Source organism: Flavobacterium sp. N2038, from assembly GCF_025947185.1.
GTDB lineage: Bacteria > Bacteroidota > Bacteroidia > Flavobacteriales > Flavobacteriaceae > Flavobacterium.
In genome coordinates, this window is record NZ_CP110001.1 from 3,516,323 (window position 1) to 3,534,039 (window position 17,717).

The 17,717-nt window shown below is 32.8% G+C and carries 16 protein-coding genes; 3 read left to right on the plus strand and 13 right to left on the minus strand.

The annotated features are described in order from the left end of the window. Positions 1 to 12: 12 nt before the first annotated feature. The 11 genes from OLM51_RS15580 to ychF all read right to left on the minus strand — a co-directional run bounded on the left by OLM51_RS15580 (position 13) and on the right by ychF (position 10,337). Positions 13 to 381: a DUF1016 domain-containing protein gene (locus OLM51_RS15580; protein ID WP_264551521.1), complete on the minus strand. Its 369-nt coding sequence runs from the start codon at positions 379 to 381 to the stop codon at positions 13 to 15. A gap of 30 nt (positions 382 to 411) precedes the next feature. Continuing rightward, positions 412 to 1,080, minus strand: coding sequence for a DUF1016 N-terminal domain-containing protein (locus OLM51_RS15585; protein ID WP_264551522.1), 669 nt, complete (start codon positions 1,078 to 1,080; stop codon positions 412 to 414). Positions 1,081 to 1,107: 27 nt separating this feature from the next. Beyond that, on the minus strand, positions 1,108 to 1,707 hold the full coding sequence (locus OLM51_RS15590; RefSeq protein WP_264551523.1) for a hypothetical protein: 600 nt from the start codon (positions 1,705 to 1,707) through the stop codon (positions 1,108 to 1,110). Positions 1,708 to 1,727: 20 nt separating this feature from the next. Continuing rightward, the gene (locus OLM51_RS15595) at positions 1,728 to 3,596 is read right to left on the minus strand and encodes a DNA topoisomerase IV subunit B (RefSeq protein WP_264551524.1); all 1,869 of its coding nucleotides are present in this window, start codon (positions 3,594 to 3,596) and stop codon (positions 1,728 to 1,730) included. Positions 3,597 to 3,758: 162 nt separating this feature from the next. After that, entirely contained in the window at positions 3,759 to 4,934 is a 1,176-nt protein-coding gene (gene pncB, locus OLM51_RS15600) for a nicotinate phosphoribosyltransferase (RefSeq protein ID WP_264551525.1), read from the minus strand. Between the two features lie 85 nt (positions 4,935 to 5,019). Continuing rightward, positions 5,020 to 5,949, minus strand: coding sequence for a transglutaminase domain-containing protein (locus OLM51_RS15605; RefSeq protein ID WP_264551526.1), 930 nt, complete (start codon positions 5,947 to 5,949; stop codon positions 5,020 to 5,022). 55 nt (positions 5,950 to 6,004) lie between these two features. Continuing rightward, on the minus strand, positions 6,005 to 6,529 hold the full coding sequence (locus OLM51_RS15610) for an NADPH-dependent FMN reductase (protein ID WP_264551527.1): 525 nt from the start codon (positions 6,527 to 6,529) through the stop codon (positions 6,005 to 6,007). Positions 6,530 to 6,644: 115 nt separating this feature from the next. Beyond that, positions 6,645 to 7,562 (minus strand): YihY/virulence factor BrkB family protein, encoded by a 918-nt coding sequence (locus tag OLM51_RS15615; RefSeq protein ID WP_264551528.1) that lies wholly within the window; start codon positions 7,560 to 7,562, stop codon positions 6,645 to 6,647. 92 nt (positions 7,563 to 7,654) lie between these two features. After that, entirely contained in the window at positions 7,655 to 8,329 is a 675-nt protein-coding gene (locus OLM51_RS15620) for a hypothetical protein (protein ID WP_264551529.1), read from the minus strand. 6 nt (positions 8,330 to 8,335) lie between these two features. Continuing rightward, the gene (locus tag OLM51_RS15625; RefSeq protein ID WP_264551530.1) at positions 8,336 to 9,013 is read right to left on the minus strand and encodes a TIGR02117 family protein; all 678 of its coding nucleotides are present in this window, start codon (positions 9,011 to 9,013) and stop codon (positions 8,336 to 8,338) included. A gap of 229 nt (positions 9,014 to 9,242) precedes the next feature. Continuing rightward, positions 9,243 to 10,337, minus strand: a complete 1,095-nt coding sequence (ychF, locus tag OLM51_RS15630) for a redox-regulated ATPase YchF (RefSeq protein ID WP_089052424.1) — start codon at positions 10,335 to 10,337, stop codon at positions 9,243 to 9,245. A gap of 294 nt (positions 10,338 to 10,631) precedes the next feature. Between ychF and OLM51_RS15635 the strand changes: the two genes are divergently transcribed. Then, complete coding sequence (locus tag OLM51_RS15635) at positions 10,632 to 13,265, plus strand: TonB-dependent receptor (RefSeq protein WP_264551531.1); 2,634 nt, start codon at positions 10,632 to 10,634, stop codon at positions 13,263 to 13,265. Positions 13,266 to 13,478: 213 nt separating this feature from the next. Here OLM51_RS15635 and OLM51_RS15640 read toward each other — a convergent pair whose 3' ends face one another. After that, the gene (locus tag OLM51_RS15640; protein ID WP_264551532.1) at positions 13,479 to 14,642 is read right to left on the minus strand and encodes a hypothetical protein; all 1,164 of its coding nucleotides are present in this window, start codon (positions 14,640 to 14,642) and stop codon (positions 13,479 to 13,481) included. A gap of 151 nt (positions 14,643 to 14,793) precedes the next feature. Further along, complete coding sequence (locus tag OLM51_RS15645; RefSeq protein ID WP_133524920.1) at positions 14,794 to 15,144, minus strand: 4Fe-4S dicluster domain-containing protein; 351 nt, start codon at positions 15,142 to 15,144, stop codon at positions 14,794 to 14,796. A 193-nt stretch (positions 15,145 to 15,337) separates the two neighbouring features. Here OLM51_RS15645 and OLM51_RS15650 point away from each other — a divergent pair, with 193 nt between their 5' ends. Both OLM51_RS15650 and serC read left to right on the plus strand, forming a co-directional pair. Continuing rightward, positions 15,338 to 16,402 carry an acyl-CoA reductase gene (locus tag OLM51_RS15650; RefSeq protein WP_264551533.1) on the plus strand — a complete coding sequence of 355 codons (1,065 nt, stop codon included), beginning with the start codon at positions 15,338 to 15,340 and terminating at the stop codon, positions 16,400 to 16,402. A gap of 93 nt (positions 16,403 to 16,495) precedes the next feature. Continuing rightward, the gene (gene serC, locus OLM51_RS15655; RefSeq protein ID WP_264551534.1) at positions 16,496 to 17,566 is read left to right on the plus strand and encodes a 3-phosphoserine/phosphohydroxythreonine transaminase; all 1,071 of its coding nucleotides are present in this window, start codon (positions 16,496 to 16,498) and stop codon (positions 17,564 to 17,566) included. Positions 17,567 to 17,717: the final 151 nt, after the last annotated feature.

The following is a 17,717-nucleotide window of genomic DNA, read 5'->3' on the forward strand; positions in this document are numbered from 1 at the left end:
CTAATTATAATTCTATTTGTTTTCGAGTAGTTCTTTTAAAGCTTCAACACTTGGTAGAACGGTCTTATATTTACTGGCAAATATTTGCTCATTGTTTTCTGGTAAAGTATATTTTACTACAGCTTCACTTTTAGTCTGGCAAAGTACAATTCCGATAGTTTTATTTTCATCTTCCAATCGCATTTCTCTATCGTAATAATTGACATACATTTGCATCTGACCTAAATCCTGATGTTTTAAATCACCAATTTTCAAATCGATAAGAACAAAACATCTTAATATTCTATTATAAAAAACCAAATCAATTCTAAAATGTTTATCATCAAAAGTAATTCTTTCCTGTCTTGCAACAAAAGTAAAACCATGACCTAATTCTAACAAAAAATGTTCTAGTTTACTAATGATTTCTTCTTATAACTGCGATTCAGAATATTGGTGTAATTCTGGCAGTCCTAAAAATTCAAGTATATAAGGATCTTTGATAATATCTTTTGGCTTCTCGATAATCTGACCTTGCTCTGAAAGTTTTAAAATTCCTTCTTTATCTCTGCTTAAAGCCAATCTTGTGTAAAGTGCCGTATCGTATTGACGTTTTAATTCACGAACACTCCAATTGTGTTTTTCAGATTCGATTTTATAAAAACGTCTTTCCTTTTCATCTTCAATTCGCATTAAAAAGACATAATGGGTAAATGTCAATTTAAAAAATGAAGCCAAAGTTTGATAATCTACTTTATTAAATTCCGCAGTCACTGACTGCGTTTTTTTAATTTGTAAAATCCGAGTCAGTGACTCGGAAATTGAGAAAGTCAAATAAAACTTTCTCATATTACTTAAATTATCAACTGAAAAACCTTTACCAAACTCTTTTGTCAACTGTTGAGAAAGACTTTGTAAGAGTTGTTTACCATATTCAGCTCTGTCTTTTCCATTTTGTTCTTCTTCAACAATAATCCTTCCTATTTCAAAATAGGTAATTGTCATTGTTGAATTTACGGTACGTAAAACCTGTTGTCGGGCATTTTGCAATAACTCGGCAACTTGCTGAAAAATAACTTTATTTTGAAGACCGTCTGACATTTACTATTCTAAAATATTAGAACTTTATTAAATTTTTATTTTTTTAGTTGTTTTCAAACTATCCAAAAACAATCTTTCTTTTTCTTCCTTTTCTTCTGTATCAACAAAATATTTGATACCTGCTTTTTTAAAAAAATCTTTTACATCATCTTTACAATAATCCCAATTTTCCTTAATATTATTAGAAGATTCAGAAGTTCCGCATTCAAAGCAAAGCTCAATATGTCCTATAATTCTATTTCTATTATTGTAAAAGAGAATTAAATTTCTTGGCATATAACAACTTGAATAAGGAGCAACATCACCTTCAACTTTACAATGATTTTTAATCAATTCAAATATTTTTTTTATTTGAGTTTCTTTCAATAATGCAACCTTTTCATTGATCATTGAACTATCAAAATCAATCTTATTGTTTCGAATAATTTCTTCCCTATGTCTTAATGTATCCCAAGCTAATCTATCTGGATAAGAAAATAATTCAACCTTTTTAATCGCTTCCAATTTAAATTCAAAAGCATCAGAATAATCTAATTCTTTTTCGTCTTTAATTTCATCTTCAAAACCTTTATTTTTATTACATGAAATTAAGCTTGAAATAATTATTAAAACTAAAAGTTTCTTCATCAAATTAAAATTAAAAAATTCTAAGCTTCCTCAAGCTCATCAATCTCAACCTTCAAATTCTTGATAATAAACTCTTGTCTGTCCGGTGTATTTTTACCCATGTAGAAAGACAACAACTGCTCAATCGAAGTATGTTTGTCCATCATAACCGGATCAAGGCGGATGGTGTCTCCAATAAAGTTTTTAAACTCGTCTGGCGAAATCTCTCCCAAACCTTTAAATCGGGTAATCTCTGGTTTTGGCTTTAGTTTCTCGATCGCGTCTTTCCTTTCTTCTTCAGAATAACAGTAAATCGTTTCTTTCTTGTTTCGAACCCTGAAAAGGGGAGTTTGCAAAATGTACAAATGCCCTTCTTTGATTAATTCGGGAAAAAACTGCAAAAAGAAAGTAATTAAAAGCAAACGAATGTGCATTCCGTCGACATCGGCATCTGTTGCGATCACGATGTTGTTGTAACGCAATTTTTCTAGTCCGTCTTCGATATCCAATGCTGCTTGCAGTAAATTGAATTCTTCGTTTTCATACACAATTTTTTTCGTCATTCCGTATGAATTCAAAGGCTTACCACGTAAACTGAAAACCGCTTGAGTATTCACGTCACGCGACTTTGTAATCGACCCGGAAGCCGAATCTCCCTCGGTAATAAAAAGCGTACTTTCTAAGTTTCTTGGGTTTTTGGTATCTGGAAGATGCGCTCGGCAATCTCTTAATTTTTTATTATGAAGATTCGCTTTTTTAGCACGATCTGTTGCCAGTTTTCTAATTCCTGATAATTCCTTACGCTCACGTTCAGCCTGCAAAATTTTACGCAATAAAGCTTCCGCAGTTGTTGGATTTTTATGCAGGTAATTATCTAACTTGGTTTTGATAAAATCGTTAACGAAAGTACGAACAGAAACTGCTGGTGTTCCGTCATCGGAACCCATATCTGTAGAACCTAATTTTGTTTTGGTCTGAGACTCAAAAACCGGCTCCATTACTTTAATACTAATCGCACTCACAATCGATTTACGAACATCTGATGCTTCGAAATTCTTATTATAAAACTCACGAATCGTTTTTACAACAGCTTCACGATAGGCTGCTAAGTGCGTTCCTCCCTGTGTTGTGTTCTGACCGTTGACAAAAGAGTGATATTCTTCACTATATTGCGTTTTACTGTGCGTAAGCGCAACCTCGATATCATGCTCTTTTAAGTGGATAATTGGGTATTCTAAATCATCTTCGCTAATTGTTTCTTCTAATAAATCACGAAGTCCGTTTTCTGAATAATATTTTTCTCCATTGAAAATAATAGTCAAACCATTGTTTAAGTAACAATAGTTTTTAACCATTTTAATTACATATTCTAAACGGAATTTATAGTTTTTGAAAATCGTTTCGTCCGGTGTAAAGGTTACTTTTGTTCCTTTACGCTTTGTAGTATCAACTATATCCTCTTCTGAAACTAAATTTCCTGCAGAAAACTCCGCTGCTTTTTGTTTATCATCACGAACAGATTCTACTCTGAAATAATTGGAAAGTGCATTAACTGCTTTTGTTCCGACACCATTCAAACCAACTGATTTCTGGAAAGCTTTAGAATCGTACTTTCCACCTGTATTCATTTTTGAAACTACATCGACTACTTTCCCTAACGGAATTCCACGTCCGTAATCACGAACAGAAACCGTTTTATCCTTGATAGTCACTTCAATAGTTTTTCCGGAGCCCATTACGAACTCGTCAATACAGTTATCTAAAACCTCTTTTAATAGAATGTAAATACCATCATCCGGCGAAGAACCGTCCCCTAATTTTCCGATATACATTCCCGGACGCATACGGATATGTTCTTTCCAATCGAGTGATCGGATATTATCTTCGGTATATTGATTTTGCTCTAGCATAAGGTGAATTGGATTTTTGGCTAATGTACCATTTATCGGCAAAAAATGAAAGCGTATTTTTTCTTTTGTTATGAATAATAACAACTTTTAAATCTATTTAAATTGATTTTAAAAAATACAACCCTTAAAAATATAAAAAACAAGTGATGAAACAAAAAAATCCTATTTGATTCCGAGCACTTCTTTTGCCAGGGCAATCATTTCGGGAGTTCCCGTATTTTTGTTTTTTTCGTCAGAAAGTTTTACAACCCCTTCCCAATGTCTGTTTTCAAGTTTAACTTCGGTTAGTTTTATAACCATATTCATGGATGGCAAACCTACATCATTGGTAAAATTGGTTCCTATACCAAACGACATCTTGATTTTGTCTTTACAAAAATCTGTTATACTTTTTACTTTATCATAATTTAGAGAATCTGAGAAAACAATAACTTTTGATCGCGGATCAATTCCCATTTTAGTATAATGTGAAATAACTTTTTGTGCAAATTCAATTGGATCTCCACTATCATGACGAATTCCATCAAAAAGTTTAGAATATTTTTTATCAAATTGGCTAAAGAAAATTTCAGTAGTATAAGTATCTGTCAAGGCAATTCCTAAATCACCTCCATAAACTTGTGTCCAGTGCTCAAGACTCATAAAATTAGCCATCTTAAAACCGTATTGCGCCGCATGAAACATAAACCATTCATGTGCATGAGTTCCTAAAGGACGAATATTATTAACCATTGCAAAATGTACATTACTGGTTCCTATAAAACTTTCTGAACCAAACTTCCGAAGCGTATCATTTACCAAAACATGCACATCATAAGAGTGACGACGTCGTGTACCAAATTCTAAAATCGAAACTCCAAGCTTGTTATAATTATCAATTTTGTTCTTGGTAAGCTCTTCTACGGCTTCGTCATTTAGACGAATTAAATGATTGGATTTATAAAAAAGCTCCGAAATCAATGCCATCAAAGGTACTTCCCATAAAATAGTACGATACCAATAACCTTCTACAGTAACTTTTATATCCGATCCTTCCTGGCTAATTTGAACTTCAGAAGGATCATAAATATAACCATGCAAAAAGTCGAAATACGTAGGATCTAAATAAGGGCAATAATGAGATAAATACAGTTTTTCTTCTTTAGTCAATCGCAAATCAGCCATTGCGTCAACCGATTTTCGAAGTAAATCTGCAAATCCAGGCGGAAAAACATGTTTTCCCCTATTTATAAAACCATAACGAACTCTTGCCTTTGGGAAAAGTTTTATTACAGTATGCTGCATTGTAAATTTATAGAAATCATTATCTAAAATAGACTTCAAAAAAGTGGTTTCCATAGCAATTAAATTCAGATCATTCCTTGCTAAGATACGGCAATTTGGCAAAACAGGAAAATTCTATCCGAAGACATTTTTGATTAATTTATTTCGAAACAATTTTAAAAGAAACTACACTATTTGTATTAACAAAAATAGTAATATACTCCCCCAGATTACCATCATTAAGAATCTGAAATTCTAAACCATCGCGTTTCTCTTTTGAATTCTGAATAATAACTGGCTTATTCTTTTTATTCAAATAAAAAATCTGATCTGATTTTGAAATGTTTTTAATTTCAAAAGTTATTTTATCTCCTTTTTTTGACCTGATTGTTCCAGTATTAGGAGTTTTTATTTTATAATCTTCTTCTATGGTTTTATTGTAAATCAAAGGTCCATTGAGATAATCCTCTTTACTTAATTGTTCACCAAGAAAGGTTCCTGAATCAGGAAAATGTTTAGCAAAAAAATAATCTGGGTTCGTATCAAAATAAATGGATGTAAAATCATTGACCATTTTCCCTTTATTACTGTCATAATATCCCTGTCCCCAGGTTACATCTATCAGGCACCATTTCTTATCAATCAAAACCATATTCCAGGCGTGATTCGAAGATGTTATTTTTCTTCCAATGTCTGCTAATCTGGTTTTAGAATCTCCACGAATTACTTCTGCTTTTAACCCTACCAGAGAAGCCAAATGCTGATATAATGCAGTAAAACCCTCACAAACAGCTTTCTGAGATTTAAATGCTTTTTGAAGCATTTTATCATTTAATTCTTTTATTTTTCGTTGTTTTTCAGCTTCAGTAGAATAACTAAAGCCCTGCACTTTTGGCGGATTCAAAAAGGCATTAAAATCATACTTCATATTAAAAGCCATCCAGCTGTAAATCGCTCGTGCTTTGTCATAATCCGAATTAAAATCTTTTTCAATTTGCTCTGCTAGTTTTTCGGTTGTAGCAAAGCTTTTTGGATATTTTGCAACGATTTTATCAACTTCACTAATTTTCTGTGCAAATGTATTGTTCAAAAAAATACTGTTGATCAAAAGAAATATAAAGGCAATCTTTTTTAATGGCATTGATTTAGAAACTTGATTGGATAATGTTTTTCAGTTCTTTATCTAACTCCATATTTGAAATTTTATTTTCCTCCAAATCAAAATTACTATTGAATGACGGAAGCGAGAATGATCCTTTTATTTCAGCACCATAACGTGGGAAAAGATTCTGTGCAATTCCCAAAACCGAAGCTCCTCCTCTTCCACCAGGTGAAGTTGCTAATAGTAACATTGGTTTATGCTGAAAAATATCTTTTTCGATACGAGAACTCCAGTCAAAAACATTTTTGAAAGCAACAGAATAATTCCCATTATTTTCAGCCATTGAAACCACTAAAATATCAGCTTCTTTCAATTTGCTTAAGAATGCATGTGCCATTTTATGCTGCCCAACTTCTTTTTCAAGATCAACACTAAATAACGGCATTGCGTAATCATTCAAATCTAAAACTTCAACATTGGCATTTTCAAACAAACTTGCAGCATAAGTCGCCAAATGCTTATTGATTGACTGTGTACTGTTACTTCCTCCAAAAGCTATAATTTTCATATCGTGGTATTTTATATTTTTGAAACCATATAAGTTATATAAGTAAGTTTAACTTCTTAAATTGAAGACAAAGAATTTTAAATGAATTTATATAACTTACATGGTTTATTTATTTTTAAGTGCTTTCAATTTCAAAAATTTCTTTTTGTATTTCTACCGAGTAGTCATTTGGAGAAATACTCCCACCGAAAGCTTTCGCGTAAACTTTTGTAAATTCAGCTCCAAAGTACAAAATAATAGCCGAATAATACACCCAGACTAATATTATAATTACTGAACCTGCTGCGCCATAAACACTTGCAATAGTTGAATTTCCTAAATAAAGCCCAATAGCAAATTTACCTATCATAAACAAAATTGCCGTGCAGGAAGCACCAATAAAAGCATCCTTCCATTTGATAACTCCGTCTGGTAAAGTTCGGAATATAATTGCAAAAAGCAATGTTATACTGGCTAAAACAATAACTAAATTTATGATATAAAAAAGATAAACAGTTGTGTCTGGTAAATAGAGTTTTAAACGTGCATTTAAAACATCGAGCGTCGCATTTAGCATTAAACTTACCAACATCAAAAACCCAACGGTAACTATCATTGAAAATGACATAATTCTGTTTTGAATGAACTTTTTTAAGCCTTTATTTGGCTTTGCGCGTAATCCCCAAATATAATTGATAGAACTCTGAATTTCTGCAAAAACTCCCGAAGCACCAATTAACAACATAACAACACCAAAAACTGTAACAAAAACATTGCTATCTGATAATTGAACATTTTTGATTGCCTCCTGAATCTGTACTGCTGCATTGTTTCCTACTAGTCTGTTGATTTGTCCATATAACTGACCTGTAACTGCCTCTTCCCCAAAAAAGACACCACAAATAGTAATGATAATAATCAATAAAGGAGGCAACGCAAAAATGGTATAATAAGACAACGCCGCACTTAATTTTATGGCATTATCATCATTGAATTCTAAAAATGTTGTTTTTAGCAAATACCATGATTTTGAAAAGATATTTTGATTTTTCATTTACTGATTTTTTGATATTCTCTCAAATTTAAGCAATTATGAAAAATTCTAAATTCTTGCTTTCTACCAGAATCTTATATCTTTCCCATGTCTTATTTCGATACTTTTTGATATTTTTGATCGTAACCGAGATTTTTAATTTTCAGAATGCTTTTAAATTCACTTCTTGCAGATTTAATTAAATACGAAGTTGAGTCCAGCATTTTTCCTTTTACTTTAGTGACAGAATCAAGCTTTTTTAAATCTTCGTTTTCATAAAGAGTCTTAAACTTAATTATATTTTTTTCAATTGAAAGAAACTGAACTGTCCAGAAAATTGAATCTTTTCGGCTTAAGACTAATTGTCCATCAATGCGTTTCGCTTTTTGATTGAGTGAAAATCTGAACAATGTATCAATCAACTTTTGAGACAATTCGATTGAATCTCCTTTTACATTTATATCGTATTTATCTTTTGTATCTTTAGTAACTAATTTTCCACCTACTATATCATACTCAGCTTTTAAGGAATCCATTTTTAGTTTATGAACTTTAAATTTAAAAAACTGCTCTTTTAAAATTCTGTCTTCTTCAATTCTAATAAAAGACGAATCATTATTTACATACAATCCTCTGAACTTATTAGGAATACGGTCCAACTCAGAATCATTATCAGGCTGTGGATTCTCAAAATAGAAAGCTAGACAACCTTCACAAGCAGGCATATCAGCTTTTTTGCATGAACTTATGAGAATCAATAAAACAAATATCAAAAGTGTGTTTTTCATTTTCTCTTATTTATAATGACAAAAAATCCCTTTATCATAAACAGTCCATAAACTTGCTTTTTGATTTGCCGCTTTTAAGGCACTATTGGCCCAGGTATTGCAGGTATAAAAAAGGCTATAACTTCCTTTTGCTTCGTAAAACGCATCTTTTTTTCCGTAACTGTGACCTTCAATCCATTGTGGTTGGGCTGGGTCGCTGAAACTACCCGAAATATAAATCACCAGTTTTTGATAGTTTTCTTTTGAAACTAATATACGCTTGCAATCCTCACCCTCTTTTAATTGTTTAAAAAATGTAGTGTGCATGGCTGATGAACTAACTCCAAAAGCAGCTTTAAGAGCCGTACTTGCCTTTAAATCTGACCATTCCGGTGTGTCAAGATAAAATCCTTTATCTCCCCAGCCAAAAGCAACGTAATTCATTAAGGAATCTTTAGATTGTGTCTGACTGAACTGAATCTCATTTCGCCAGTCTTTGATTTCATTTTTTATTGGAACAACTACATCTGTATGAACACCGTTTGACAGAATGTAAATTGGAATTCCGTTTTGTTCTTCAACCTGAGCCACATCTGAGTTGACTGTAATTTTAGAAATCAGATAAACTGATACTACATACAAAAGAAGAAAACTGAAGATTCCGAAAAGCGCCCAGCCTAGAAATCTGAAAGATTTTTTTAACATTTTTAATTGGTTTATTAGATTAGTAATTGGTTAATTTTTCTATAACCAATTTTTGAGCCAAAATTTTTATTTTCTAAAAATGGTACATGGGTTTTTCGGATTCCCTTTCGCGAAAGCGCAGATTTAAACGGATTCTATTCTCATTTAAAAACATAAAAAAAACTGCTGAATCTCTCCAGCAGTTTTTTAGTCTATTCTCTATGTTCTTTACTCTTTCTTCTAAAAAAGACTAAACGTTAAAACGGAAGTGCATTACATCACCATCTTTTACAACATATTCTTTTCCTTCAACTTTAAATTTTCCAGCTTCTTTTGCTTTTGCTTCAGAACCATATTGAACGTAATCTTCATATGAAATAACCTCTGCACGGATGAATCCTTTTTCGAAATCTGTATGGATAACTCCGGCAGCTTGTGGCGCAGTTGCTCCAATATTAATTGTCCAGGCACGAACTTCTTTTACACCAGCAGTAAAATAAGTTTGTTGCTTAAGCAATTTGTAAGCTGCACGAATTAAAACTGATGCACCCGGCTCTGTTAATCCCATATCTTCAAGGAAAACCTGACGCTCTTCGTAGCTTTCTAACTCTGTAATATCTGCCTCTGCTCCTACTGAAAGAATAATCACTTCAGCTTCTTCATCTTTTACTAATTCACGAACCTGATCTACATATTTGTTTCCGTTTACAGCTGAACTTTCGTCAACATTACAAACATATAAAACTGGTTTTGCTGTAATTAATTGGAAAGCTTCCATTAAAACTTCTTCATCATTATTTTGAGGAATGATAGTTCTTGCCGATTTTGCCTGTAAAAGAGCTTCTCTAATTCTGTTTAACAAAGCTTCTTCTGTCTGAGCTTCTTTATTTCCTGTTTTTGCAGCACGTTTTACTTTTTCTAAACGTTTTTCGATTGTTTCTAAATCTTTTAACTGCAATTCGATATCGATCGTTTCTTTATCACGAATTGGATTTACATTTCCGTCAACGTGCACAATATTATCATTGTCAAAACAGCGTAATACGTGAATGATTGCGTTACACTCTCTAATATTCCCTAAAAACTGGTTTCCAAGACCTTCACCTTTACTTGCTCCTTTTACCAAACCTGCAATATCTACGATATCTACAGTTGCCATTTGTACGCGCTCTGGTTTTACCAATTCTTCCAATTTATTGATTCTTGGATCCGGAACGTTTACAACACCAATATTAGGTTCGATTGTACAAAACGGAAAGTTGGCACTTTGCGCTTTTGCATTAGATAAACAATTAAATAATGTTGATTTTCCAACATTTGGTAATCCTACAATTCCTGCTTTCATCTGTTGTTTCTATTTATTTTAGCCGACCTTGTTTATTTAGGTCTAAACATTAAACATTGTAGTTTAATGAATTATGATTTACGTGTTTCTTTTCATTTTCTGCCAAAATAATATTTTTTGGCCTTAAAATTTTGCAAATATAAGATTTAATAGCTCGTAAGCGAAGTAAAAATGTGCATTAAAATAATTTTAAAGCATAAGTTGAAAATTTTTAAACATTATATTAAATTTTTGTTAAAAAATATTACTTTTATAAAACTAATCAACAAAAAACAAACCAAAAAACCAATAACCATGAAAAAGCTTGCTTTATTTTTATTTCTGCTGAATTCAGCATTTCTTTTTGCACAAAAAGAAGTTTCGGGTGTCGTCAAAGACAAGACCGGCGCACCACTTCCTGGTGTGAATATTGTCGAAAAAGGGACTTCAAATGGCGTATCTACCGATTTTGAAGGTAGCTTTAGAATAAAAGTAAAAGAAGGTGCGACTTTGGTTTTTAGCTATGTAGGATTTTCGACCATTGAAAAAACAGCTTCTGGCGACAAACTAGATGTTGTTCTGGGCGAAAGTGATGGCCAGATTCTGAATGATGTTGTGGTTGTAGGTTCCAGAAGCGCAAAGAGAACCGTTGTAAACTCAGCAGTTCCAATCGATGTTATTAATGTAAAAGATGTTACAACACAAAGTGGTAAAATTGAAATTAATCAGTTACTACAATACGTTGCTCCTTCTTTTAACGCCAACAAACAATCGGGTTCTGATGGTGCTGACCACGTTGATCCGGCTTCTTTAAGAGGTATGGGACCTGACCAGACTTTGGTTTTGATTAACGGGAAAAGAAGACATCAATCGTCTTTAATCAATTTGTTTGGTACTCGCGGACGTGGAAATACGGGAACAGATTTGAATGCTATTCCGGCGGCTTCTATTAAAAGAATCGAAATTCTGCGTGATGGTGCTGCAGCACAATACGGTTCTGATGCGATTGCGGGAGTTATTAATATTGTGACTAATGACAATGTAAATGAACTTACAGGTTCTGTGACTTACGGATTTTCTAATACGCATGCAAAAGGTGACTTTCTTCCAGGGACTCCAAATACCAAAGGCTACAGATTAGACCAAAACGGAAATGGAAATTCATACGGAAAAAATCAGGATTTTGATGGAGGTTCTGTAAAAGTGGCTGCCAATTACGGTATTGCTTTAGGAACTAAAGGTGGTTATGCCAACTTTACAGGAGAATTTATAAGCAAAAACAAAACATTAAGACCTGCTTATGACTTTAGAAAAGGTTTTGGTGATGCCGAAATGCAGGGCGTTAATTTATTTGCCAATTTTGCTGTTCCAATTGCTGATAAAACAGAATTTTATGCTTTTGGAGGCAGTAATTTTAGAGATACAGATGCTTATGCTTTTACAAGAAATGATGGTGAAAGAGTTGTAGAATCAGTTTATCCGGGTGGTTATACACCAAGAATCACATCAAAAATCAATGACAACTCGGTTGCTGCGGGAATTAGAACAGAATCCGGAGGTGGCTGGAAATTTGATTTGAGTAATACTTTTGGAATGAACAAATTTCAATACGATATAAAAGGTACAATCAATGCTTCTCTTGAAGAAAAATCTCCTCATGAGTTTGATGCCGGAGGCCATAGCTTACTTCAAAACACTACCAATTTTGATATTTCTAAAAACTACGATAGTATCCTTGAAGGTTTTAATATCGCTTTTGGAACAGAATTTAGAGTGGAACAATTTAAAATTTTCGCAGGAGAAGAAGGCTCTTATGCTACTTACGATGTTAATGGAAAGGCTATAACAGATCCAACAACACAAAGCCCTCCGATTGACCCAATTTCGGGCGAACCAAGACCTGGAGGATCACAAGGTTTTCCTGGATACAGCCCGTTAAATACAGTAAACAAAAACAGAACAAACTTTTCTCTTTATACTGATGCGGAGTTAGATGTAACAAAAGCGTTAATGGTGAGCGGTGCCGTTCGTTTTGAAAATTACAGCGATTTTGGAAGTACTTTTAATGGAAAATTAGCCTCAAGGTTAAAAATTACAGATCATATTAATGCCAGAGGGTCTATTAGTACAGGTTTCCGTGCACCATCATTGGCTCAAATTTATTACAACCTGCACTTTACAAATTTTAATGCACAAGGAGCTCAGGAAGTTTTACTGGCACCAAACGATAGCCCGGTTACACAAGCATTTGGCATTCAAAAACTAAACGAAGAGAAAGCGGTAAACGGTTCTTTGGGATTAACTGCAAATTATGGCGATTTTACAGCAACGATTGATGGTTACTATATTAAAGTTAAAGACCGTATCGTATTAACAGGATATTTTGATGCAAGCAGTTTAAACCTTGGTGTTGATTCGGCTCAGTTTTTTGCTAACGGAGTTGACACGAGTACTCACGGTTTAGATTTAGTTTTCTCCTGGAAAAAAGCATTTGACTTCGGAAATTTTGGTGCAACACTGGTTGGTAACATTAATGACATGAAAATCGACAAAGTAAAGAGCGGCGATTTAGATGAGGCAACTTTTTTCGGAAAACGCGAAAAAGCCTTTTTATTAGCATCTGCTCCAGACAGTAAATTTGGTTTAAACCTTACTTATTCAAAAAGTAAATTTGACGCAGGTTTAGCTTTTACACGCTTCAGCAAAGTAGTTTTGGTTGATTATGCAGATGAAGATGATGTTTACAACCCTAGACTAGTAACCGATCTAACTTTAGGCTATCAATTTACTAAAAGCCTGAAATTAAGCATAGGAAGTAACAACTTATTCAATGTATATCCTTCTAAACAAGACGAACAAGGAAACACAGAGGCTGGTGGTTACTGGGATGCTGTACAAATGGGTTTCAGCGGAGCTTACTACTATGCAAGACTTGGATTTAATTTCTAATATTTCCATATCCATAATAAAAAGAAACATAAGAAACTTTGCTGTTAGAGCTTCGACTCCGCTCAGCCTGACAATATTATTTATAGTTTATGCAAAACACAAAATCCTGAACGAATAGTTCAGGATTTTTTTATATAAATAAAAACAAAACACAATTAACAGTTTACTCTTTACTCTTCACTCTTCACTCTTCACTCTTCACTCTTCACTTCCTCACATTTTAAACTCCAAAGAACTCACAATTGCCTTTTCCTCTTCAGTTGCAGTAAATCCAGATATATCCCAATAATTGGTCAGGATTTTATTCTTTTTATTAAAAAGTGATTTCTCTTTAAAAACATCACTTTCATTATAAGTAAAATTTTGTCTGTTGAAATTAGTCGTTGTAAAACTATTGCGAACCTGAATTTTCTTTATTTCATCCTTTAAAATAAGATTATAAGCTATTTCTTCATTTGAATTCAGTAAATAATAATTTTCTCCCTCTATCCTGAAACTCAGCTTAACGTATGATCTTGTTATGTTCTTGGCATTTATCGCAGTATTTTCAACAATTTTATCCAGATCCTTTGGTGCAATATCTACTGTCAATTCTACAATTAATTTCTTTATTGGATCGTAAACAATCTCAAAATTATCTATTGCGTCTTTTGCACTTTCAAGAGGTGTTACAGACATGATATAATAATTTTTATTGTTTGGATGTCCTTTTATTGTAAAGAGATAATCTTTCTTGGCTTTTACATTTAAAATGGGGTCAAAACACTTTAAATTTGAATAATTCTCCATGATATTATTCAGATTATATCCTTTTAAATCCGAACTGACATCTTTTTCTAATAAACCATAAGACCTGTTTTGTTCAACCAATATAGTAGTTCTTGATTTTTTCTGATTCACAGCAAACTGAAAATTCACCAGCCCGTCATTATAATAAGAGTATTTATTATCTAGCATAAAAAACTCTCGTACAAATACTTTTAACCGATAAGATGTTGCCAGTTTTTTTCTGGAATTGAAAACAATTTTCTGAAGTGTTTTTTGTGGGGATTCTTTAGAAACTACAATTTCATCTAACTTATTATTACCTGCAAGGTAAACAACAAATTTTTGATCTCCGTCTAAAGATGTCCAGCGAAACATCTGCGTTTCATAATCCGTTTTAGAAACCTCGACATTAGAACCACCTAAAAGCATAAAAGTAACTTTTCCCTCTTTATTACTTAATAAAATCTGCTTCGTTTTCATTATTACAACCGTAGCATTTTCTATTGGTAATTGCGTTTCTATATCTCTTACAATTATAGAATACTCCGTTTTCTGAGCAAAAACAATACTACTTGATAATACGAAAAATAAAAGTATCAGTCTCCTCATAGGCTATTTTATTAAATATTCTCATCAAATTAACAAAATAAATCATTATGTACCAGTGCAATATAAAAAAAATATACTTTAATAAGCAAAAAAAAATCCTAAGTTCAACACTCAGGATTTTTTAATATCTAAAATTTAAATCTTAGAAATATTATTCGCCATGCAAGAATGCTTGTCTGTTCAACAAGGTTTCTTCATCTTCTACATGGTTATCATCTGGTACACAACAATCAACAGGACATACAGCAGCACATTGAGGTTCATCATGAAAACCTTTACACTCTGTACATTTTCCCGGAACAATGTAATAGATCTCATCAGAAATTGGAGTTTGAGCGTCTTCAGCATCAACTTCAGTTCCGTCAGGTAAAATTACTTTTCCAGAAAGACTTGTTCCGTCTTTATATCTCCAATCATCTGCTCCTTCATATATTGCTGTATTTGGGCATTCTGGTTCGCAGGCCCCACAATTAATGCATTCGTCAGTTATAATAATTGCCATCTTTTTTAGTCTTAAAGTTTAAAAGTCATAAAGTCATAAAGTCATAAAGTCTGTCATAAAGTTTGAAAGTATTAAAGTAAAAGTATTAAAGTCTTTTCAACTTTGGACTTTCGACTTTGGACTTTTGTCTTTCGACTTATTTATCCTTATTTTTGTGCAAAATTACAATCAAAACAATTCATAAACAAACATTATGACATTAGAAACAAAAAAAAGTGTTTTTGTTGAATTAGGGAAATTTTTAAGTCAATTTTCTGAAGAAGGATCCGTTAAAAAATCTAACGTATTAAATAACGAAATCTTCTTTGATAAATTTGAAGAACTTATTCATTTATCACAATCTCATAATGGCTGGTATACACCAGAACAGGTTTATTTTGCCATAGCATCATGGGCCGAAGCTTTAACGGAAGAGAACCTTACAAAATGGATTTCTGAATATACTTTTGATAACGCTTCAGCAGAAAAAACTGTTGCTTTAATTTTGGCCGGTAATATTCCGCTTGTTGGTTTCCATGATTTTTTAGCTGTTTTGATCAGTGGCAATAAAGCCTTAATCAAGACTTCGTCAAATGATCAGCATTTGTTGCCTTTTCTGGCGAAGTATTTAATTGCTGCTGATGAGAGCCTAAAAGATAAAATCACTTTTGTCGAAGGTAAATTAGAAAACTTTGATACTGTAATTGCTACCGGAAGCAATAATACGGCACGTTACTTTGAATATTATTTTAAAGACAAACCTTCCATCATTAGAAAAAATAGAAATTCTGTTGCAGTTTTAAGCGGTAAAGAATCAAAAGAAGATTTAGAAGCTTTAGGAGAAGACATTTTCCGTTACTTTGGATTAGGATGCCGAAATGTTTCTAAACTTTTTGTTCCAAAAGGTTATTCATTTGATGCTTTTTTTGAAGCAATGTTTAAATATCAGGATGTTATTCATTACGAAAAATATGCTAACAATTATGATTACAACAAAGCAGTATTTTTAATGAGCAACTTCAAATTACTAGATAATGGTTTCCTAACGATAAAAGAAGATCCGAGTTACGCATCTCCTATTTCGAGTGTTTTTTATGAATTTTACGAAAACATCGATGATTTACAAACTCGTCTTGAAGCTGATTCTGAGCAAATTCAATGCATTGTAAGCAATGACTTAATCAAAAACAGCATATCATTCGGACAAACTCAAAATCCTCGCTTGTGGGATTATGCAGATAACGTTGATACTATAACGTTTTTGTTAACAACAAATTAAAAATATGTTCAATTATTTCGAATAATTTATCGCTTTTTCGGCTCCTATTGTCGAAATTTGCGTCTTTAAAATTTTCGACTATTAACAAAAACCATGAAAAAACACAACTACAGCGCAGGACCAAGTATTTTACCTCAGGAAGTTTTTGAGAAGGCATCAAAAGCAATTTTAAATTTTAATGATTCAGGATTATCTATCCTTGAAATTTCGCACCGAAGTAAAGATTTCGTTGCCGTTATGGATGAAGCTCGCTCCCTTGCTTTAGAATTATTAGGACTTCAGGGAAAAGGATACCAAGCCTTATTTTTACAAGGTGGTGCAAGTACAGCATTCTTAATGGCTCCTTACAACCTAATGAAAGAAAACGGAAAAGCAGCATACTTAGATTCAGGAACGTGGGCAGCCGCAGCAATCAAAGAAGCTAAACTTTTTGGTGAAACTGTAATCGTAGGATCTTCGAAAGAAGAAAATTATAACCATATTCCAAAAGGATACGAAATACCAAGTGATGCTGATTATTTTCACTGTACTAGTAACAATACCATTTTTGGAACTCAAATGAACGAATTCCCGGCAACTAACATTCCAGTTGTTTGCGATATGAGTTCTGATATCTTTTCACGCGAATTAGATTACTCTAAATTTGATTTAATCTATGCCGGAGCTCAAAAAAACATGGGACCAGCAGGAACAACTCTTGTTGTGGTTAAAGAAGAAATTTTGGAGAAAAACGGAAGAACAATCCCTAGTATGTTAGATTATGCTAAACATATCAAGGCAGAAAGTATGTACAACACTCCTCCTGTTTTTGCTGTTTATGTATCTTTATTGACTTTACAATGGATTAAAGAAAAAGGCGGAATTGCTGCTGTTGAAAAATTAAACAATGCTAAAGCAGCATTACTTTATGCTGAAATCGACAGAAATCCATTATTTAAAGGTGCTGCAGCTGTAGAAGATCGTTCTAAAATGAATGTTACTTTCTTATTAAACAACCCGGATCATGCAGAAACTTTTGACGCTTTATGGAAAGCTGCAAATATCTCAGGATTACCAGGACACCGTTCTGTGGGCGGATACAGAGCTTCTATTTATAACGCTATGCCTATCGAGAGTGTTCAGGTATTAGTGGATGTAATGAAGGCACTTGAATCTAAAGTTTAATCATTTTTTTTGGTTAATCGTTAATTTGTTTAACTGTTTAATCGTAAAAGATTTCCTTTAGAAAATACCCAAAAAGAAAAACTATAATAGTTGGTTCATCGATAAAACAATTAAACGTATAAACGATTAAACAGTTAGACCGATTAACCAA